The organism is Streptomyces sp. NBC_00386, from assembly GCF_036063235.1.
Classification (GTDB): domain Bacteria; phylum Actinomycetota; class Actinomycetes; order Streptomycetales; family Streptomycetaceae; genus Streptomyces.
In genome coordinates this window covers 9,267,548-9,287,310 of record NZ_CP107950.1, presented here as the reverse complement: position 1 = coordinate 9,287,310, position 19,763 = coordinate 9,267,548, and the positions used below count along the sequence as shown (strand labels likewise).

At 69.4% G+C, this 19,763-nt stretch carries 15 protein-coding genes and 2 pseudogenes; 11 read left to right on the top strand and 6 right to left on the bottom strand.

The window, feature by feature from the left end; translation table 11 throughout:
- Window positions 1–22: 22 nt before the first annotated feature.
- The 6 genes from OG780_RS40640 (at window position 23) to OG780_RS40615 (ending at window position 8,320) form a co-directional block, all read left to right on the top strand.
- Window positions 23–751: a hypothetical protein gene (locus tag OG780_RS40640; protein WP_328456876.1), complete on the top strand. Its 729-nt coding sequence runs from the start codon at window positions 23–25 to the stop codon at window positions 749–751.
- An 890-nt stretch (window positions 752–1,641) separates the two neighbouring features.
- The gene (gene lanKC, locus OG780_RS40635; RefSeq protein ID WP_328456875.1) at window positions 1,642–4,347 is read left to right on the top strand and encodes a class III lanthionine synthetase LanKC; all 2,706 of its coding nucleotides are present in this window, start codon (window positions 1,642–1,644) and stop codon (window positions 4,345–4,347) included.
- 103 nt (window positions 4,348–4,450) lie between these two features.
- Window positions 4,451–4,588, top strand: coding sequence for a SapB/AmfS family lanthipeptide (locus tag OG780_RS40630; RefSeq protein WP_328456874.1), 138 nt, complete (start codon window positions 4,451–4,453; stop codon window positions 4,586–4,588).
- A 297-nt stretch (window positions 4,589–4,885) separates the two neighbouring features.
- Window positions 4,886–6,646 (top strand): ABC transporter ATP-binding protein, encoded by a 1,761-nt coding sequence (locus OG780_RS40625; RefSeq protein ID WP_328456873.1) that lies wholly within the window; start codon window positions 4,886–4,888, stop codon window positions 6,644–6,646.
- Between the two features lie 146 nt (window positions 6,647–6,792).
- Window positions 6,793–7,425: a glyoxalase gene (locus OG780_RS40620; protein WP_328456872.1), complete on the top strand. Its 633-nt coding sequence runs from the start codon at window positions 6,793–6,795 to the stop codon at window positions 7,423–7,425.
- A gap of 199 nt (window positions 7,426–7,624) precedes the next feature.
- Complete coding sequence (locus OG780_RS40615; protein ID WP_328456871.1) at window positions 7,625–8,320, top strand: DUF1963 domain-containing protein; 696 nt, start codon at window positions 7,625–7,627, stop codon at window positions 8,318–8,320.
- A 244-nt stretch (window positions 8,321–8,564) separates the two neighbouring features.
- On the opposite strand, the gene OG780_RS40610 is transcribed toward OG780_RS40615, so the two are convergent.
- Together OG780_RS40610 and OG780_RS40605 are read right to left on the bottom strand one after the other, a co-directional pair.
- Window positions 8,565–9,398: an SDR family NAD(P)-dependent oxidoreductase gene (locus tag OG780_RS40610; protein ID WP_328456869.1), complete on the bottom strand. Its 834-nt coding sequence runs from the start codon at window positions 9,396–9,398 to the stop codon at window positions 8,565–8,567.
- The gene (locus OG780_RS40605) at window positions 9,395–10,027 is read right to left on the bottom strand and encodes a TetR/AcrR family transcriptional regulator (RefSeq protein ID WP_328456867.1); all 633 of its coding nucleotides are present in this window, start codon (window positions 10,025–10,027) and stop codon (window positions 9,395–9,397) included. Before OG780_RS40605 ends, OG780_RS40610 begins: the two co-directional genes overlap by 4 nt.
- Before the next feature lie 54 nt (window positions 10,028–10,081).
- Here OG780_RS40605 and OG780_RS40600 point away from each other — a divergent pair, with 54 nt between their 5' ends.
- On the top strand, window positions 10,082–10,801 hold the full coding sequence (locus OG780_RS40600; protein ID WP_328456866.1) for an SDR family oxidoreductase: 720 nt from the start codon (window positions 10,082–10,084) through the stop codon (window positions 10,799–10,801).
- A gap of 94 nt (window positions 10,802–10,895) precedes the next feature.
- Here OG780_RS40600 and OG780_RS40595 read toward each other — a convergent pair.
- Window positions 10,896–11,086, bottom strand: a pseudogene (locus tag OG780_RS40595) (carboxymuconolactone decarboxylase family protein); the annotation flags it as partial.
- Window positions 11,087–11,433: 347 nt separating this feature from the next.
- Between OG780_RS40595 and OG780_RS40590 the strand changes: the two are divergent.
- Window positions 11,434–11,619: a hypothetical protein gene (locus OG780_RS40590; protein ID WP_328456864.1), complete on the top strand. Its 186-nt coding sequence runs from the start codon at window positions 11,434–11,436 to the stop codon at window positions 11,617–11,619.
- Window positions 11,620–11,708: 89 nt separating this feature from the next.
- On the opposite strand, the gene OG780_RS40585 is transcribed toward OG780_RS40590, so the two are convergent.
- Complete coding sequence (locus OG780_RS40585) at window positions 11,709–12,179, bottom strand: GNAT family N-acetyltransferase (protein ID WP_328456862.1); 471 nt, start codon at window positions 12,177–12,179, stop codon at window positions 11,709–11,711.
- Window positions 12,180–12,259: 80 nt separating this feature from the next.
- Here OG780_RS40585 and OG780_RS40580 point away from each other — a divergent pair.
- Window positions 12,260–12,355 (top strand): annotated as a pseudogene (locus OG780_RS40580) (DUF6584 family protein); the annotation flags it as partial.
- Between the two features lie 133 nt (window positions 12,356–12,488).
- Here OG780_RS40580 and OG780_RS40575 read toward each other — a convergent pair.
- Together OG780_RS40575 and OG780_RS40570 are read right to left on the bottom strand one after the other, a co-directional pair.
- Window positions 12,489–14,888: a beta-L-arabinofuranosidase domain-containing protein gene (locus OG780_RS40575; RefSeq protein WP_328456860.1), complete on the bottom strand. Its 2,400-nt coding sequence runs from the start codon at window positions 14,886–14,888 to the stop codon at window positions 12,489–12,491.
- 287 nt (window positions 14,889–15,175) lie between these two features.
- Window positions 15,176–16,042 carry a LamG domain-containing protein gene (locus OG780_RS40570; RefSeq protein ID WP_328456858.1) on the bottom strand — a complete coding sequence of 289 codons (867 nt, stop codon included), beginning with the start codon at window positions 16,040–16,042 and terminating at the stop codon, window positions 15,176–15,178.
- Between the two features lie 636 nt (window positions 16,043–16,678).
- Here OG780_RS40570 and OG780_RS40565 point away from each other — a divergent pair.
- The gene (locus OG780_RS40565; protein WP_328456856.1) at window positions 16,679–18,022 is read left to right on the top strand and encodes a nucleotide sugar dehydrogenase; all 1,344 of its coding nucleotides are present in this window, start codon (window positions 16,679–16,681) and stop codon (window positions 18,020–18,022) included.
- On the top strand, window positions 18,019–19,674 hold the full coding sequence (locus OG780_RS40560) for a glycosyltransferase family 2 protein (protein ID WP_328456854.1): 1,656 nt from the start codon (window positions 18,019–18,021) through the stop codon (window positions 19,672–19,674). The genes OG780_RS40565 and OG780_RS40560 overlap by 4 nt, the downstream gene beginning before the upstream one ends.
- The last annotated feature ends 89 nt before the right edge of the window (window positions 19,675–19,763 follow it).

Below are 19,763 nucleotides of genomic sequence, written 5' to 3'. Positions count from 1 at the left end.
GTCTTCACGGAGGTACACACCCATGTTCCTGTACCGGGCGATGCTGACGTTCGGCACCCTCGCCCTGTTCGTCGGCATCGGCATGCTCTACGACCACGACTATCTGCTGGGCGCCCTGCTGCTGGCGGCCGGCGTGGTGTTGGGCGTGATCCCGATCGCCACGGGTGTCGCGCGCGCCCTGGCCGCATGGCGGTATCAGGGCGAGGACATGGGCGCCCTCGCCGACCCGGTGCTGCGCAAGCGGCTGCGGATCCTCGGCGGTGTACTGAGCGCGCTGGGCCTGGTGGTGTTCGTCGCCGGGGTGGTGATCGAGTCGCTGATCTGGGCCACCAACCACGAGGACCCGCCGATCCCGATGCCGGTGCTGCTGCTCATCGGGCTGATCCCGGCCGGTCTGGTGTGCTTGGTGGGCTACGGGCTGGTGAACGCGGGCCGGCTGACGTTGGCCGGCGACGCCGAGGGCGTGGATTCCGGCTATCGGCTGGGCTGGATCCTGGTGGGGTTCTGTGTCATCGTCGGCGGCTCGGTGACCGACCCCCGGCTGTCCTGGCAGATCGCCGGAGGCATCGCGATCCCGACCGGCGTCCTGGCACTGGCGTCCTGCCTGGCGTTGCGAGCGCTGCGCGGGCCGATGGCCGAGATCCAGTCGAAGTTCTGGGCCGCCCACAGGGCCGCGGCACGGGAGCAGGCGATCCGCGCCGGGCGGATCGACGACGCCGGGCAGAGCCTGCCACAGCCTCCGCAGCAGTGACGAGGGCCGCGCGTCGCGCGGCTTTCATCGGTCCACGGCGGCTGGTCATCGGCATTCACTTCGTCTGCGTACATCGCGCAGGCGCCAGGTCGGACCGGCCGTCGATCACCAACCGAACGCCCAACTTCACGGCTTTGTTCTGGAGTTGGGCGTCCGACCACGTCCAACCGCCTTCGATCGCATCCTCCAGCGGTCCGGGGCCGATGCCTGTGCTGTCGAGATCGCACGATGGCATCCGCGGCAAGCATCCGTGACTTTCGCAGCCAACTCGGCGAAGCCGGACCCGAGTTCCTGACAGAGGGGCATCGCCTCGCGGCTTGTTCGCCGGGCTCGCGGAGGTTTCCGAGCGGTCCGCGGAGGCGGTTGTCCATCTCTCGCGTGGTACGACAAATCCATCGCGAGGGAACGGCGGGCACGCGCGGGTCATACGCCGTGTCGCCCCCCGCCCGGCATATGCCGTTCTAACCGCCCCCCAGGGCCCAATTGACCGGGACGGCCGACACCACTCACTCCTGCGAAAACTCCTGGTCGCAGGCCCGGCGAGACAGCGCCCGCCTTCACCGTGCCGGCGACGGCTCGGCGCACCGGGCCGGTCCGGTGATCCGGTGTACGCCTCGGCGCTGTCGGCGATGGGCGGTCCCAACATCACGCCCGGGGCGAATATCTTAGGAAAAGCCTTCTTTCGCGCCGTTGTGGCCGAAGTATCGCCTTCCCAATACTTCGAGTGGCCGCAGCCCCGCCAAGAGCTCCGGCCACCAGCCGAAAACGCGCAGCCCGCTCCCGCTCCCCGGGCCGGCGCACCTCCCCGCTCCCCGCTCTCCAGGCCGGTCGGATCTCCGCTCCCCTTCGCCGACTCGCCTGTACACGTCCCTGCCCTGAGGAGAAGTCCGATGGACAACCGGTACGAGGCCTATGCCTACGCAGACCCGATCTTCTACGACTCACCCCGACGCTGGGGCGCTCAGGAGGAGTTCGCGGCCGTCAGCCGGCCGCTGCCCGCCGGCTGGGAGCGCGGCGACCTGGAGATCTGGGCGGTGGTACGCCCCCAGGACGTGCAACTGCCCCCGCAGGGCTGGAAGATCCACGTGTCCTCGTGTGCGGAGGACGCCGAGGCGGTACTGGAACAGGTCTACGACTACTGTCTGCGCGAGCACATCACGTTCAAGTTCCTGCGCGGGCTGCCCATCCTGCAGATGCAGAACTCCAAGTACTCCCCGCGTGGTTCGAGCGGAAAGTTCTGCACGCTCTACCCGGTGGACGACGCCGGGCTGCGGCGGTGTCTGGAGGGCCTCGGACCGCTGCTGGCCGGACGCCGCGGCCCGTACATCCTCAGCGATCTGCGCTGGGGGGAGGGACCGCTGTATCTGCGCTACGGGGGATTCGCCGAGCGCCACTGTCACAACGACGCCGGTCAGCGGGTGCTGGCACTCGAAGACCCGGACGGCCGGCTGGTCCCCGATGTCCGTGGCGCCGGCTTCTCGGTCCCCGGCTGGGCGCCCGTACCCGCATTCGTCGAAGGCGCCATCGCCGAGCGCAACGCCCCGCAGGCGCCCTCGCTCCCCTACACCGTCGAACGCGTCCTGCACTTCTCCAACGCGGGCGGCGTCTACCTGGGCCGCAAGGACGCGGACAGTCCGCAGGTGGTGCTCAAGGAGGCTCGCCCCCACGCGGGTCTTGACCAGCGCGGGGTCGACGCCGTCGCCCGGCTCCAGCAGGAACACGACATGATGGCCCGCCTGGCCGGCTCGCCCGGGGTCCCCGCACTGCACGAACTGCTGTCCGTGTGGGAACACCGTTTCCTGGTCCAGGAATTCATCGAGGGACAGTCACTGAGCGAGTGGCTGACCGCGAAGTACCCGCTCATCCATCCGGACGCCGACGACACGACGGTCGCCGAGTACACCCGCGAGGCGATCGGGATCGTGGGCCGGATCGAGCACATCCTGAAGGCCATGCATGCCCGCGGGGTGGTCTTCGGAGACCTCCACCCCCGCAACCTGATCATCCGGCCGAGCGGCGACATCTGTTTCATCGACTTCGAACTCGCCAGCCCTGTCGACGCCTTCGTGCGTCCGGCGCTGGGCGCCGCGGGCTTCACCGCGCCGAAGGGATACACCGGACCGGAGATCGACCTGTACGGACTGGCCGCGATCCGCCTGTGGTTGTTCCTGCCGCTCGCCCAACTGCCCACCCTGGACGCGGGCAAGAGCACCGAACTCGCCGACGTCATCGAGCGCCGGTTCCCCGTGCCCCCCGGGTACACCGCCGAGATCCGCCGCATGCTGGCCCCCTCCCCCTCGGACGGCCGCACCCCGAGGCCCGAACTGGGCCTGCGCAGGGCCGAGACACAGGCCCTGCTCAGCGGGCCGCAGGCCGACTGGCCGGCCATCCGCGACTCGCTCGCGGCCGGCATCCGGGCCATGGCCACCCCTCACCGCGGCGACCGGCTCTTCCCGGGCGACATCGCCCAGTTCACCCAGGGCAGCCTGGGCCTCGCCCACGGAGCGGCGGGTGTCCTGTACGCCCTCCACGCCACGGGCGCCGGAACGGACAGCGAACACGTCCGGTGGCTCATCGACGCCGCCCGCACCCGACCGGCCCAGCCCGGTCTCTACACCGGCGGACACGGCGTGGCCTACACCCTCGACCTCCTCGGTGAACGGGACGCCGCACTCGATCTGCTGCGACGGCTCGCCCACACCACCTCGGACGGCCCGCCGGGCCCTGACCTGTCGTCGGGCCTCGCCGGCATCGCCCTGACCCTGTCGCACTTCGCCACGGCCACCGGTGACCCCCATCTGCTGGACACCGCCCTCACGCACGCGCAGGCCGCGGCCGACGAACTGGAGAAGGAGGGCCCTTCGAGCGGGCGCCGCAAGGCCGGCCTGATGAACGGAGCGTCCGGTGCGGCCCTCGCCCTGGTCCGCCTCTACGAACGCACCGGCGATCACGCTCTCCTCGAACGGGCCCAGACGCTGCTCGAACTGGACCTCGAGCGATGTGTCACCGCGGCGGACGGCACCGTCCAGGTCCTCGACGAGTACCGGGTACTGCCCTACATCGAGACCGGCAGCACCGGCATCGGACTGGTTCTGGACGCCCTCCTCGGCCATCATCCCGCCAGTCCGACGGCCCGCTACCGGACACCGATCAGCCGCGCGGCCGAACCCGAGTTCATCATCCAGCCCGGCCTGTTCAACGGCCGCGCGGGGCTCCTCGGCTACCTCGCCCTCACCAGGCTCCAGCCGCACCCTCCGGGTGTTCGGCACTCCCCGCCCCCGCGCACCCCGGACGACGTGGAAGCGGCCGCCCACCGCCAGACCGCGCTGGACCGCCACCGCAGGCTCCTGGCCCTCCACCAGATCTCGTACCAGGGCCACCTCGCCTTCCCGGGCGACCAGCTCCTGCGGCTCTCCGCGGACCTGGCGACCGGCTCCGCCGGAGTGCTCCTGGCCCTGGGCACCGCCCTGGCCGGCACCCCCTTCCTCCCCTGGACCGGCGGAGCCGGACCCGTACCGACGAGCGCGACCCGAACGGCTCCGCCCACCGCCGGCCACAGCCCTGTCTCCGCCGGGCACACGATCGGCCACCTCTGACCACGTCACCACAACGCGCAGCGGGATCAACCGAGTTGCGCACCCCAGACTCCCGGCCGCCCGGCCGGGTGATCCACCCGTCAGTGAATGAAGGAGAACCGACATGATGATCCTCGACCTGCAGACGATGGACCTGCCCGAGACCGAGGCCACCCCGATCGACGACACCCTCGCGAGCACCAGCTCCCTGAGCGTGCTCAACTGCGGCACCAGCACCGTGAGCACGCTCCTCTGCCTCTAGCAGGCACCGCCCCGTAAGGGGCGTACGCAGCGCAGTCGGCCGGGCCGCCACCAGCGGCCCGGCCGGTCGCCCATCAGTGCCTGTACCCGCAACAACACCGGACGGCCGCACAGCCCACAGACCCATCCCAAGGCAGCCCGTCCACCACCACCGCACACCCCCGGCGAACCCGACCGGCTTCCGCGACTCCGCCACCCCGGCCCCGACGTTCAGCCGGCCTCAGCCCCGGCAACCCCTCCCTCCGCCGGGTGCGTGCCGTACACGACGACGCCCCCTCGCCCACCAGAGAGGTTCCCCGTGGCCGACGAGCCTGCTCCCCACGCTCTCCACACAACGGGCCCACTGCGGCTGCGCCGTGAACTGACGGCCGAACCCGGCCCCCTCACCGTCGCACTGCTCCTCGCACTCGCGGCCACCGCCTCCACCCTCGCCCTCCCCCTCTTCCTCCAGGACGTCATCACCGACTTCTCCGACCATCACCCACTCACGGGTCACATCACCCTGATGTGCGCCGCCGCCGCGGCCGGTGCCCTCACCCAGGCATGCTCCGGCTTCCTGCTCGCCCGCATCGGCGAACGCATGGCGTACAGGCTGCGCATCACCTTGATGGAACACGCGCTGCGGCTGCCCCTGCCCGTCGTCCGGACCCAGGGCACCGGCGAACTCGCCGCCCGGATCACCTCCGACGCGCTGCTGCTGCGCCAGATCGTGGACGTGGCCAGCCAGTTGCCCCTGGCCACCGTGACCATCGCGGCGACCCTGGGCGTGATGCTGTGGATCGACTGGGTCCTCACCGTGGTCACCCTTGTCGCCCTGTCCGTCCTGACCCTCATGGTGATGCTGGTCCTGCGCCGTATGCGGGCCAACGTGACCGGCCAGCAGGACGCCGTCGGACACATCGCCCAGCGCTTCACCGCGAACCTGGAGGCCCTCACCACGATCAAGGCCAACCGGGCCGAGCCGCTGGCCACCCGCGCCCTCGCCGAGGACGCCGAACGGCTGCGCTCCGTCTCCCTGGAAGGCGCCCGGCTGGGCACGCTGATCCCCGCCGTCCTCACCCTCGGCAACCAGCTCGCCATGATCGCCGTGATCCTCACCGGGGGCGCGCGCCTCGCCGCGGGCGACATCACCGCGGCCGCGTTCGCCGCGTTCCTCCTCTACCTGCTGCAGGCCATCCCGTCCGTCAACACGCTGGCCACCGGCCTCGGCCGGCTTCAGTCCGGCCTGGCCGCCCGCGACCGCTGCAACGACCTGCTGCTCCTGCCACCGGAGAACGACCCCACCGACGACGACCAGGCCGCCCCCACCCCCCTGCCCGACGCACCCGCCGTCGCCTTCGACTCCGTCTCCTACACCCATGCCGGAGCCGGCCGGCCCACCTTGCAGAGCATCTCCTTCGCCACCGCCCGCACCGGACTCACGGCCGTCGTGGGCGCGTCGGGGGCCGGCAAGACCACCACCCTCTCCCTCATCGACCGGTTCATCCGGCCCTCCTCGGGCACCATCACGGTCCTGGGTCACGACATGCGGCACTGGCCCCTGGACGCCCTCCGCACCCGCATCACCTACGTCGACCAGGCCTTCACCCTGCTGGAGGCCACCGCCCGCGAGAACCTCCAGCTCGGCCGCACCACCCCCGCCACGGACGCCGAACTCACCACCGCCCTCGACGCCGTAGGACTCACCGACGACATCACCCGCCTCCCCCAGGGACTCGACACCCATCTCGGCCGCGAGACCGACCTCTCCGGCGGCCAGAGGCAACGCATGGCCCTCGCCCGCGCCCTGCTCTCCGACGCCGACATCGTGCTGCTCGACGAACCCACCAGCCAACTGGACGGCCTCAACGAACAACGTTTCCGGACCGTCATCGAAAAGCTGGCGACGACCCGCGCGGTCATCGTCGTCGCCCACCGGCTCACCACCGTGCAGCACGCCGAGCACGTGATCATGCTCGATCAGGGCACCGTCACCGACACCGGCAACCACCCCACACTCCTCGCGCGCTGCACCCCCTACCAACAGCTCATCGCCAGCCAGGCCATCTCCGGACCCTGAATCCGACGGAAGGGCGGCCAGGACGACACGACGGACGAAGGCGGCCGATCAACGATGACCGGATCGAACAGGACAGGGTCCGACAGGACCGGATCGAGCAGGATCGAAGAAGCCACCGCCACCGAGCCGCGGCTAGCGTGATCGGCATGACTTCCATCGCATCCATCACCCTCGAAGTGGACGACACGACTGCCGCCGAGCAGTTCTACACCACCGCCTTCGGACTCGGCTCCCGGCTGCGCCTGCGCACCTCCGAGGCCCCGACGGCCGGCTTCCGCGGATTCACGCTGGCACTCACCGTGTCCCAGCCGGCCGACGTCGCGAGCCTCATCGACGGTGCCATCGCGGCCGGCGCCACCTCACTGAAGCCCGTGTCGAAGTCCCTGTGGGGCTACGGCGGCGTCGTCCAGGCCCCGGACGGAACGATCTGGAAGGTCGCGACCTCGGCGAAGAAGGACTCGGGCCCGGCCACGGGCACCATCGACGAACGAGTGCTCCTGCTGGGCGTCGCAGACGTGAAAGCGAGCAAGCGGTTCTACGTCGAGCAGGGGCTGACCGTCGCGAAGAGCTTCGGCGGCAAGTACGCCGAGTTCACCGCGGACGGACCGGACCAGTTCAAGCTGGCGCTGTACAAGCGTGCCGGGCTGGCCAAGGACCTCGGCGTCGCCGACGACGGCAGCGGCTCGCACAGGCTCGCCCTCACCAGCTCCGCCACAACGTTCACCGACCCGGACGGCTTCACCTGGGAAGCCTCTTCCCTGACGTCCGCACAGTCCTGACCGGCTCCCGGGCACACCGGCCCTTGAGCGGCACTCCCGCCCGCGGCACGCCGCGCCGCCGTAGTCTGTCGGCGTGGCCCGCCATACCCCGCCCCGCCCTGTGGACGTAGAAGAGCTCTTTCCCGAGGTGGCGCCCCTCCGGAGAGAGACCGTGCGGCTCCACCCGCGTGCGGGTGAACCCACGTACCGGGACAGCTCGGTGGGTGGCCCACTGCTGTGGCCGGCCGAGGAAGCGTGGCCCCTGTGTCCCGAGCACGAGGGTTCCCCGATGGTCCCGGTCGTACAGATCTACCGGGGCAGCGTTCCCGACATCGTCCCGTTTCCCGACGGGTCCGATCTGCTCCAGGTCCTGTGGTGCCCGAGGAAGCACAGCGGCGGTCGCTGGGTCGTTCCGCATGTGCGATGGCGCGAGGCCGACGCGGTGGGCGAGGTGCGGGCGGCGGCGCCGGGTCCGGTCGAGAAGTGGGAGAACTACGTGCCGCGTCCGTGCGTTGTCCATCCGGAGCCGGTGACGGAGTATCCCTTCTGGGACCTGGACGACGACCTCTGGGATGAACTCGAGTTCAGGTTTCTGGACCTGGACGAGAGAACGGGCTGGGACTACCAGAGCCACCTCTCCACGGCGCCGGGCACCAAACTCGTCGGATATCCCGGCTGGAGTCAGGACCCGAAGTGGCCGGACTGCGCGGAGTGCGGGAGTCGCATGGAACACCTCCTGACCGTGGAAAGCACCGAGGCGGACGCACTGTCCCGACGTGCCTGGACCCCGATCGAGGAAGCCCATGCGCCCCACCAGGGTCCGGGCCTGGTCCTGGGTGACCTCGGCGGTGTGTATCTCTTCGAGTGCCACACCTGTCCCGGCCGTCCCTTCACACAGCGCTACGACTGCCCTTAGCGGTCGACTCCGGAAGTCCTTCGGGCATTGATCAAGCTGCCGGCGCGACGGAGACCGTAGGCCGCCTTCTTCAGTCGGTGCCGCTCGGAGGCGGTCAAGACGATGGGACGGGCTACGGCGACGGGCATGCAGACGGGCCGGCCACGAGAAGCGGATCACGACAGGCCGTAGTCTGCGGCCCTTTGGTCCTGCGAGCGTCGGGCAGGTTGGCGGCCCTGCCCATGGCCTTCCGCTCCAGCGGCACTCACCACAGGGGGCTCTCGGCTTTGGTGAGTTGCAGGCTCGCCTGCCACAGGCGCAGTCGGGCCTCGCTGTCGTATGCCTGGGGATGAGCGCGTGCGTCGCGGGTGCGGTCGTAGAAGCGTCCGGTGGTACCGGCGAGTGCCGGATCGGTGACGAGCCGGCGGGTGGCAGTCACTCCTTCTTCCAGCGTGTCGATGCTGTGTCCGATCTCGGCGAGGACGATCTTGGTCGGCATATAGGTTGCGGGGTGCAGGCTGTTGACCGTGACCTCGTCGGCGGGCAGGCGTGCGGCGAGTTCGAAGCCGAACGCGATCTGGGCGAGCTTGCTCTGGCCGTAGGCTCGGATGCCGTCGTAGTCGCGCTCCAGCATCAGATTCTCGAAGTCGAGCGAGTGCTGGCCGATGGAGGCGACGTTGACGATGCGGGCCGGCGCTGACGCGCGCAGCAGCGGCAGGAGTTCGAGGGTGAGCAGGAAACCGGCCAGGTAGTTGACGGCGAAGCGCAGCTCGTGGCCGTCGGCGCTGGTACGGCGGGTACGGCCGTCCGGTTGCCCGCCGCCGATACCGGCGTTGTTCACCAGGACGTCGAGTCGGTCCACCGATGCGCGAATCCCAGCGGCCATGCGGCGAACCTGGTCGAGGTCGGCGAGGTCCGCGGTCACGGTCCGGGGTCTGGATACGCCGCGGGCCGCGAACTGGCCTGCGATGCGGTCGAGTTTGGCCTGGTTGCGACCGTGCAGGATCAGGTCGGCGCCGTCGGCTGCCAGGCGTTCGGCCAGGGCCAGGCCGAGGCCGTCGGTGGCGCCGGTGATGAGGATGGTACGGGAAGGGATCATCGCTGATCTCCCAGGTCGATCGCTGTGCTGGTCGGGGGTTGTGCGGCCTGCGTGAGGGTGGCCGTGAGGTCCTCGACGAGGTCGTCACCCACGGGCTGGCGCGTGGCCAGGAGGCGGTACCACAAGGTGCCGAACACGATGTCCAGGACGGTGGACGCAGCAGGACGGGGCGGCAGGTCGCCCCGTGTCCGGGCCCGATCGAGGACCACCTGGAGGGCGTCGCGCCGACGCTGCAGAAAGGCACCGCGGAAGAGTTCGCCGAACTCCTCGTTGATCTGGGCCTCCGCCATCAGGACGCGCAGGATGTCGACGACACGCTGCTGGCGTCCGAGCCGGAACGTGTCCCCCAGGAAAGCCCGTACGTCGTCGGTATAGGAGCCGTGGTCGGCGTTCGTGACGTACAGATCGGCTTTCACCGCGAGTGCTTCGAGGAGAACGTGGGCCCTGGAGGGCCACCAGCGGTAGATCGTCTGTTTGCCGCATCCGGCGCGGTTGGCGATTCCTTCGATCGTCAGGCCCGCGTAGCCGACCTCGCCGACCAGTTCGAACGCCGCGACCAGGATCGCCATCCGGCTCTCCTCGCTGCGCTTGCGTCCCGGGCGCGACTCCGAGGGGGGTTGCTTGTCCATGACCATGGAGGCTAGCTTAATTCGAGACGCAGCGGTTCGAAATAAGGAGGCGCCATGTCCCAGCGCACTGCCCTCGTGGTCGGGGGAACGTCTGGCATCGGGCTCGCAACGGCCCGCCTGCTCCAGGCACGTGGCGCCACGGTGCACATCGCCGGCCGCGACAAGGAGCGCCTCGATGCCCTTGCCGACACCGACGCCGAACTGGTCGGGCACCGGGCCGACGCCGGAAACCCTGACGAGATGAACGCACTCGCCGAGGCGACCGGCAGCCTCGACTGGCTGGTCCTGGCGGCCGGCGGAAGCGAAGGGCCGGGGCCGGTAGCCGATCTCGACCTGACGATGCTGCGACGCGCGTTCGAGGCCAAGTTCTGGCCCCACGTCACCACGATCCAGGCGGTCCTACCGCACCTCACACCGGACGGGTCCATCACCCTGCTCAGCGCCATCACCGCGCGGACCGGCATGCCAGGAACCGCCGGCATCGCCGCCCTCAACGGCGCCGTCGAGGCCCTGGTCAAGCCGCTGGCCGTGGAACTCGCTCCGATACGAGTGAACGCCGTCTCTCCCGGGCTCGTCGACACGCCCTGGTGGAACGGCCTGCCGGAAGACGCCAAGCGCGAGTACTTCGCACACACGGCCGCCACTCTGCCGGTCCGCCACATCGCCTCGGCACAGGAGATCGCCGAGGTGGTGGCCCTGGCCGCCACCAACGCCAACCTCACCGGCACCATCATCGAGACCGACGGGGGCGCGCGTCTGGTCTCGCTCGGCTGACCCGCCCACCGCGCCGTGGCGTCCTGCCCCGCCGCCTGGCCTCGGCAGGGCAGGGCAGGACACCGACGCCCGAAGCCCGGCACCGGGGTGACCCCGGGAGCAGTTCACGCTCGGCAAAGACCTTCTTGGCGACGAAGGTGGCGTTGACGGACCGTGACATCGCGCAGCAGACGGCCGAGTGCAGCAGCACTTCGGCGATCTCGGACGTGGCGGGCCGACGTTGAGCGCGGCGTTGATGCGTACTTCGAGTTCGAGCTCGATCTCACAGCTGCCGAGCGCGGCGAGCCGCGGTGATCAGCGGCCGGTCGCACAGCAACCACTGCCACAGGCAAGACCGAATGACCAACCCCCGAAGGACTTCCAGGCGAGACCACCCAGCCACCGGAACTCGGCGCACGGGCCCGGGCCACCGAACCTCGTCGAAGCCCCGGGACGCGTCGCGCTCGACAGCGTCACCGCGCCCCGGCCGTCGGCGACCAGGGCTCGAGGCTCAGGACTCATCAACGCCCGCGTCCAAGCGGTCGGCCGCCAGGCGGGCCTCGAAACCGTCGAGAAGGGAGCGCAGCCCGAACTCGAATGAGTTGTCGGGTGCTCCGGCGTACTCCGTGACCGCCGCGGTGTCCGATGAGGAGATGCCTCCGGACCACCCGGCCGCGGCCATCGGGTTCCTTCCCTGCGACAGCGACAGCGACGAGTACGTCATCACCGAAGGAGGCCTCGCGGGACAGCGCGGCTGCTTCTCCCACGACGCCGACGGAACGGTCACAGGCGTCGACATCGCCGGCCGGCTCTTCAACCGGGTCACGCGGGCGTCCTGATCCACCCTTCGGAGCCGGCGATGTGAAGAACGCCGGGCCCCTCGGCGGCACAGCGCACACCCCTCATCCGAATGACGCGGAGGGGGACGTCACCGATGCGGGAGGCCGACGGAGGGAAGCGGCAGATCGCGTCGGAAGACAGCCATGGGGCGACCGGGCCCGTTGTAGTCGTCGATGACGCTCACGTCGAAACCGACACGGCGATGGAAGGCGATCGAGCCGGCGTTCCCGACGAACGTGATCGCCTTCAGCCGCCGCGCACCCTGGCGTTCGGCCGCTTCGGCGAAGGCCCCGTACAGGCGGCGTCCGAGACCGCTGCCACGGGTGTCGTCCCGTGTGGCGATCAGATGCACGTAACCGGTGGCGTCCGGGGTGACGAACCCGAAGACGTACCCGCGGATCCCGTCCCCGGAACGGGCGACCAAGCAGGTGGAACCAAATTCCTGCACCAGTGCCAGAATATGCAGCGAGCGAAGGTCCCGTCCGCCCCAATAGCGGGAGTGATCGGTCAGCACCTGGTGAAAGTCGGCCACTTCAGCCGACGTTATGTCGATTCCCATGGGTGACGATCCTGACAGTGCGCTGCACCGAACGCCAAAAGCAGTCGACGCCGGTCGCCCCGGCAGTCGATCATCGGCCCATGCCACTGAGAGACACCCTTGCGCGCGTCGACGGGGACCTGGCCGCCGGCCGGGTCCCCGTCGCGCGTCAGCGCCTGCGCGGGCTGGTCTCTGCTCGGACCGAGGCGCGGAAGGGCCACTGGTGCGGGGCCCGATAGGTGGCGGGCCGGACACCGCGCCGCCGATCCGTCGCCGCGCCGGGCTCAGGCATTCACGTCGGCTTCAGGCGTTCACGTCGGGCTCAGGCGTTCACAGAAAGCGCCACAGGTGGTCGGCCGTTCCGTTGTCGTCGTACTGGACCACCTGCGCGCTGTTGCCGGTGGACATACGGTCCACCCCGAGGACTTTCCCGCTGTTCTTGTTCCGGATGCGGTACCAGCCGTCGCCGTTGTCGACCAGCGCCCACAGGTGATCGTCCGTTCCGTTGTCCTCGAACTGCACGACGATCGCGCTGTCGTCCATCGACATGTGGTCGACGCCGAGCACCTTGCCGCTGTTCCCGTTGCGGATGAGATGCCAGCCGTCGCCCCTCTCGATGAGCTGCCAGGCGTGGTCGCCCGTCCCCGTGTTGTCGAACTGCACCACGCGCGCGCTGTTCTCGGTCGACATCCCGTCGACGGCCAGGACCTTGCCGCTGTTCTTGTTGGCGAGTCGGCGGAAGGGCGGCTCCGGCGTCCAGGTTCTGCCGTCGGGAGCCGCCGTGGGGAACGACGTTACGCGAAGTCGTGCGGCGCCCATGGGGATGAGGGTGACCGTCTCGACCGGCGCGTCGCTGCGGGCGGGAGATTCCTGCAACGGTGCGACGACGTGTTCGTCGTCCGCGACCCACTCCTGGATCCTCCGGGCCTGCGCCGCGATGGACACGGGCGTGGTGCCGGGTGTGAAGGGCTGGTCCGGGACGGTGGTGCCGGTCTGCGTCGGGGTCAGGGACGTCTCCGGCAGGAGGCCGTAGTTCCATCCGGTGGTGGCGTGTACCTCGTAAGCGGGGAACCTGTCGTCTCCCGCGTAGCGGTCGTAGCGTTCGCCGATCTTCAACGAATAGGTGAGAGGGCCCCGTTCGACGCTGACCGCGCCGTGCTGGCCGGGCCACGAGCGCAGTTGAGCCTTCTGAGGCAACCGAAGGCGGACGACGTCGCCGTCGCGCCATGTGCGGTCGATCCGCGCCCAGGACGGGCCGTCCGAGGAGGTGACCGCCGTACCGTTGACCTGTAGCTGGGGACCTCTGCACCAGCCGGGCACGCGCAGTTGCAGCGGGAAGCGCACCGGACGGGGCGTGGAGACGGTAAGGGTGATCGTGTCCTGGAAGGGATATCCCGTTTCCTCGGTGACGGTGACCGTCGTTCCGCCGGCGACCGTGGCCCGCACACGGCTCGGGGCGTAGAGCGCGGCGGCCAGGCCGCCGTCGGCGCTCGCGAGCCAGAGTTCCTCGGTGAAGTAGGGCCAGCCCATACCGTAGTTGTGGGGACAGCACCGGTACTGGTCGACGCCGGCCTGGAACGCCTGCATGGCGAAGCCGTTCTGGAACTGTCCCTGGGTCTTGGGGCGGTTGTCGAGGTCGACGCTGTTGGCACTGGTGACGTAGTGAACGGACTTGCCGTCGGGATCGAGGGACGCCGGGAGCATGTTGAAGGCCAGGTCCTCACAGCGGTCCGCCCATACCGGGTCTCCGGTGATCCGCGTCAACAGCTCATGGCTGGCCATGAATTCGACGATGCCGCAGGTCTCGAAGCCCTGCCGGGGGTCCGCGAAACCGGGGCGGTAGTTCTCGTCACCGGCGAGCCCGCCGCCGGGGAAACGCCCGTAGGCGCCCATCACGGCATCGTAGGCCTGGTACGTGGCCCGGGTGAGGTCGGCGGAGCCGGTCAGCCGCCCGTACTGAGCGGGCTCCCGGAAGCCCTGGGCGATGTTCACGTTGTGCCGGCTCGGGGTGGCCCCGGTCCAGTCGACGCCGTAACTGTGCATCTTGGCGGCGAGATCGAGCAGGAACGCCTCGCCGGTACGGCGGTGGAGCCATACGGCGATGTCGAGGCCGTCGCCCCAACGGTAGGACACCCAGCTCGCGTTGAAGGCACCCGGACCCTGAGCGTTCATGTAGCGGAGGAAGCGGACGAGGAACGGCACGATGCGCTGGTCGTGGGTGTATTCCTCGTGCGTCCGCAGTGCTTGCAGGAGCGGCAGGAAGGGCCAGAAGTCCGGTCCGCCGTTGAGTGCCGTGCGTAAACCGCGGGGCCCGAAGAAGCCGTCGCTCTGCTGGGTCGCGAGGATCGCGTCCACCCACTCACGCGACCGGGTCAGCGCGTGCGGGTCACCCGTGGCGATCGCCAGCGGTATGTAGCCACGGAGCCAGTACGGCACCTCCTCCCAGGCGTCGTGCTCGGGATGCGCCCAGCCGGTCGTGGAGAAGTCGAGGAAGTGCGAGAAATTCTCGTACGTGCCGCACAGACCGGCGAGTTGCAACCGGAGCTGCCCGGCGAGCCAGCCACGGGCGACCACACTTCCGGGCGGCAGCTTCTGGAACGCGTCGGCCGGTGTCGTCTCCGCTCGCGGCTGGGGCACCGCGGCCGCGGCCCCCGCGAACGCGCCTCCGAGGGTCGCGGCGCCCAGCGCGCCGGAACCCATGGCGAGGATTCTCCGTCTGCTCACTGACATGCAGGTGACCTGCCTTCCCGAAGGGGCCTACTCGCAGTGCGACAACGTTGTCTCATTCTGTCCGGTTGCGCAGGATCCGCCCGTCGGATCGTCCGGATCCGGTTCCACGCTGTCTCCGAGCCGTAAGGCGCCGCGGACTTCTACAACGTTGGAAATAACGCCGCGGACATGACAGCACGGCGGAGTCCGGCTGTCCAGAGAACGCGTCACCGACCATCCACGCACGCCGACCGCATCCCTGCGGATCCCTTCGGGTCGGTGTCAGGTTCCGGCGACGCGGGCGGGCGTCAGGTTCCGGCGGCGGATCGCGTGAGGTCTGCGCCCATGGCGCCGTAGTGGGCCGCGAGCCGGGGCTGGGAGACCTCGGAGTCGTACACGGCCACTTTGCCGATCGCGCCCTTGAAGTACGACGTGGCGTCGGCGGCACCGATCCTCAGCGGGGCGTCGGTGTTGCTGGGGGCGATGCCGTATGCGTCGAGGGCGTCTTGGTCGCGGAGCACCCCGTTCTTATAGATCTTGACGTATCCGGTGGGATACGTATCGCTCTTGTCCCGGATGCTGATGACCAGCGCGTAGTGGATCCATTCGCCGGGCCTGACCCGGTCCTCGAAGTACGACCCGGCACCGAGTCCGCCGCCCCGGTTGAAGACGTATCCGCTGATGCGGTTGGCGCGGACCTCGGTGTTGTCCCGCGAGTACATGCGGGCCAGCCACTCGGCCCCGACCTGCTTGGCGGAGACCTTGCCGAGCCAGTTGACGTAGCCGGAACCCGCGGTCCTCGGGAAGGTGAGCGTGTCGGGCCGCATCCACGCCTCCACGGTCAGTTCACCGGTCGTGGTGACGGAGAGCCGGTCGTCGTCCGGGACCTCCACGTACTGCGAGGTTCCGTCGAACACGCGGGCTTGGTCCCCGTTGGGCATGGAGGTGACGCCGGGCGCGTGATGGTAGGTGGCCTCGAGTCCGGCCGTGGACCGCTTCACGGCGTTCCCGGCGCCGAGTGGCAGATAGAGGGCCGGGGAGTCGGAGCGCACCGCAGCGTCGTACGACGCGGGCGGACCGGCGGACGGGGTCCGACCGCCGCAGGCCGTCTGTGTCATGGCGGCGCCGGCGACGAGGACGGCCAGGAGGCTCGCTGCGCGTCGTCTTCGCGTCATGAGCGGAGCGTCCGGCGCTCGACGCGATGATGCCGCAACGGTCCGTCCGGCATGGGGAGTTGGCAGTGAGTTGCTGCCGCGATGCCACAAGTCATAGAAATTTCCCGCTTGTTCCGCAGTCACAGCCGCCCCGGGCAGCGGGCGCGGCATTTCGCGATGGTGAAGACCACTCGCCTGATCCGGCGCCCCGGTCGCCTTTCCCGCGCGACGCCTCGCTCACGGAGCAATGGCTCCGCAGCCTCGTTCATTCTTCCACACACCGCCTCGCCACCCGAGAAACGAAGCCCGGGGTGAAACCGACACGAAACCGAACCGGACTCTCCACCGACAAGTGACCCGCACCACTCCCCGGCGGCTCGGAAATTGGCTGCTATGTCACACCGACGCACACACGGAAGGGGCCCACCAGTCGGTAAAGCGGAGGCAAAAGGCCTGGCCAGAGGGTCGGTAATGATTCCGTAAAGGCCATCGAGCAACACCTTCTCCCCTATTTCCAGCGCTTGCCCCAAAAATGGACAATTGGGACGATTGTTGAAGCGAAGAACATTCTGCGAGCAGGACTCGAGGTCCCCATCGCGGCAATCCGTGCGCGCCGGTCGGTGTGCATCCCCGAGCGCAATTCCTGGAGCTTCGATCATGCTGACGAACACCCTGTCCGCCCCCCAGGGCCTCCACCTCGGCACCGCTTTCGAGACTCTCAGCGGTCAAGTCACCCTGGACGCACCGGACGTGGGGGCCGTGGCGGTCGTAGGGCTCGGGTACGTCGGCCTGCCGACCGCGCTCGGCCTGCTGGCCGCGGGCACCGAAGTGATCGGCATCGACGCGAGCACGGAGCGGCTGGAGGCCATTCGCGGCGGTGAAGTCGACCTCCTGCCCAGCGACCTCGATCGGCTGTCGCAGTTCAACGGCGATCCGCGCTTCACCCTCACCGACGACCCGGGCGCACTCGCCCGCGCCCGGACCGTCCTGGTGTGCGTGCCGACACCGGTGGACCGGCATCTCGCCCCCGACCTGCGGGCACTGACCGCCGCGGCGGCCACCGTCGTCGAGTACGCCGTGCCCGGCCAGTTGCTGATGCTGACCTCCACCACCTACGTCGGTACCACCCGTGACCTGCTGACCGAACCGCTGACCGAGCGCGGCTTCACGGTCGGCGAGGACATCTTCGTGGCCTTCTCGCCGGAACGGATCGACCCCGGCAATGCCCGCCACACCCAGGACACCACCCCGCGCGTGGTCGGCGGCGCCGGCCAGGAGACCGTCGACCGGGCCATCTCCGTGCTGTCCCGCACGGCCTCCTCGGTGTACGTGCTGCCCTCGCCCGAGGCGGCCGAGATGACCAAGCTCTGGGAGAACACCTTCCGCGCGGTCAACATCGCGCTCGCGAACGAGTTCGCCGACAACTGCCGGGTCCTCGGCCTGGACCCGATCCCTGTGATCGAGGCCGCCTCGACCAAGCCGTTCGGCTTCATGCCCTTCTACCCCGGCCCCGGAGTCGGCGGGCACTGCATCCCCTGCGACCCGCACTACCTGCTCTGGCAGCTGCGCGCCGAGCGCAGCACCTCCCCGCTGGTCGAGGCGGCCATGAACGCCATCGCCGGACGCCCGCGCAAGGTGGTGCGCCGGGTGCGTGAGGCGCTGGGTGAGCGCGGCAAGCCGCTCACCGGCGCCCGGGTCCTGATCGTCGGCATGGCGTACAAGCCGGGCGTGGAGGACCTGAGGGAATCGCCCGCGCTGGAGATCTTCGACGAACTCGTCCACGAGGGTGCCCAGGTCCGCTTCACCGACTCGATGGTGCGCGCCGCGCGCGTGGCCGGCGGGATCCAGGAGAGCGTGATCGCGCCCGAGGACCACGAGTGGGACCTGGTGCTGGTGCACACCGTGCACCCGGGCGCCGACCTGACCTGGCTGAACGACCGGGACGACGTCCTCGACGCCACCTACCGGCTGGACTCCGTGAACGCCCGGGAGACCCTGTGAGCGACCTGCGGACGCCGGGAGCCGCGGACGCGGCCCTCCCGGCGCCCGGGGCAGTGCTGCCCGGGGCGCCGGCAGGCGGCGTACCAGGTCAGGCGACTCCGGCCGAGTCCCGGGACATGACGGTCGCCCCCGCGGGCGAGACCGTCCCGGTGCCCTCCGCCTCGTGCGGACTGATCCTGCCGAACCCGCGTCCCAAGACGTCCGTGCCGCTGCCGCGGGTCCGCTCGTCCGCCGTCGTGGGCAGACCGCCCGGCCGGCTGACCCGCTGGACGAACCGGATGCAGACCGATGTCCGTTTCGCGGTGCGCCGGGTGCTGGCCATGTTCTGCCTGCTGCCGCTGGGGCTGATCCTGGCCCGCGAGCTCCCGCTGGTGCCGGAGAAGCCGCTGGTCATCGGCTACGGCATCACGGTGCTGGTCGGCACCATCGCCATGCTGCAGATCGCGTACAGCCGGTACGACGACCCGTCGGTCCGTACCCTCCGCAGGCGCCCCAAGAACCTCGCGTCCTTCCCGTCCCTGCCGGCCGTGCCGAAGGTGTCCTTCCTGCTCGCGGTCAAGGACGAGGTCGACTACATCGAGAGCTGTGTCCGCTCGATGGCGGGCAGTGACTACCCCGACCTGGAGATCATCGTGATCGACGATCTCTCCGAGGACGGGACACGGGAGATCCTGGACGGGCTGGCGCAGGAGCTCGGCATCACCCTGCTCAAGCTGGACAAGAACCTCGGCAAGAAGCACGCCCTGGTCAGGGGAGCGGGCATCGCGACCGGTGACGTGCTGGCGTTCACGGACTCCGACTGCATCCTGGCACCCGACGCTCTGCGCAAGTGTGTGCAGGCCCTGGTCGACCACCCCGAACTGGGCGCGGTCAGCGGCCACTGCCGGGCGCTGAACGTGGACGAGACCCTCTTCACGAAGGCGCAGGACGTCTGGTACGAGGGGCAGTTCCGCGTGGCCAAGGCCGCGGAGTCGGTCTTCGGATCGGTCACCTGTGTCTCCGGGCCCCTGGCGGTCTTCCGCCGGGACGCGGTGTACAACTACTTCCCCGCGTGGGCCGGCGACCGCTTCCTGGGCGCCCCCTTCCGGTTCGCGACCGATCGTCAGCTCACCGGCTACGTGCTGGGCCAGCTGTGGGTCGGCAAGAAGCTGAAGAAGCAGTACGCCGACTCTCCGTTCGTCACGGCGCAGGACTACCCCGAGCGCAAGTGGCGCATCGGCTACGTCCAGTCGGCCAAGGTGTGGACCAACGTGCCCGAGCACTTCCGGCCGTTCATGAAGCAGCAGATCCGCTGGAAGAAGAGCTTCATCCGCAACACCTGCTTCACCGGCACCTTCATGTGGCGGCGGGGCCTCGGCCCTTCCTGTCTGTACTACGGGCACGTGCTGTGGGTGATGGCCGCGCCGCTGATGGCGGTACGTCACATGATCTGGTCGCCGATGCAGGGCGGAATCTTCGTGAGCGTGCTGTATCTGAGCGGCGTGGTGCTCAAGGGCAGTATCTGGGGTCTGGCGTTCAAGATCGACAACCCTGGCGACCCCCGCTGGCGCTACCGGCCGCTGATGAGTCTGCTGTCGGCGCTGCTCCTGTCCTGGCTGCTTCCCTACTCCCTCGCGACCATCCGTCGCGGTGTCTGGTCGAGGACTCGATGATGAAGAACTTCCTGCGGCGCAGGACGGTCCGGGTGATCACCGACGTGGTCGCCATCGCGGTGGTCGGCTGCGTCTATCTGATCGTCCTG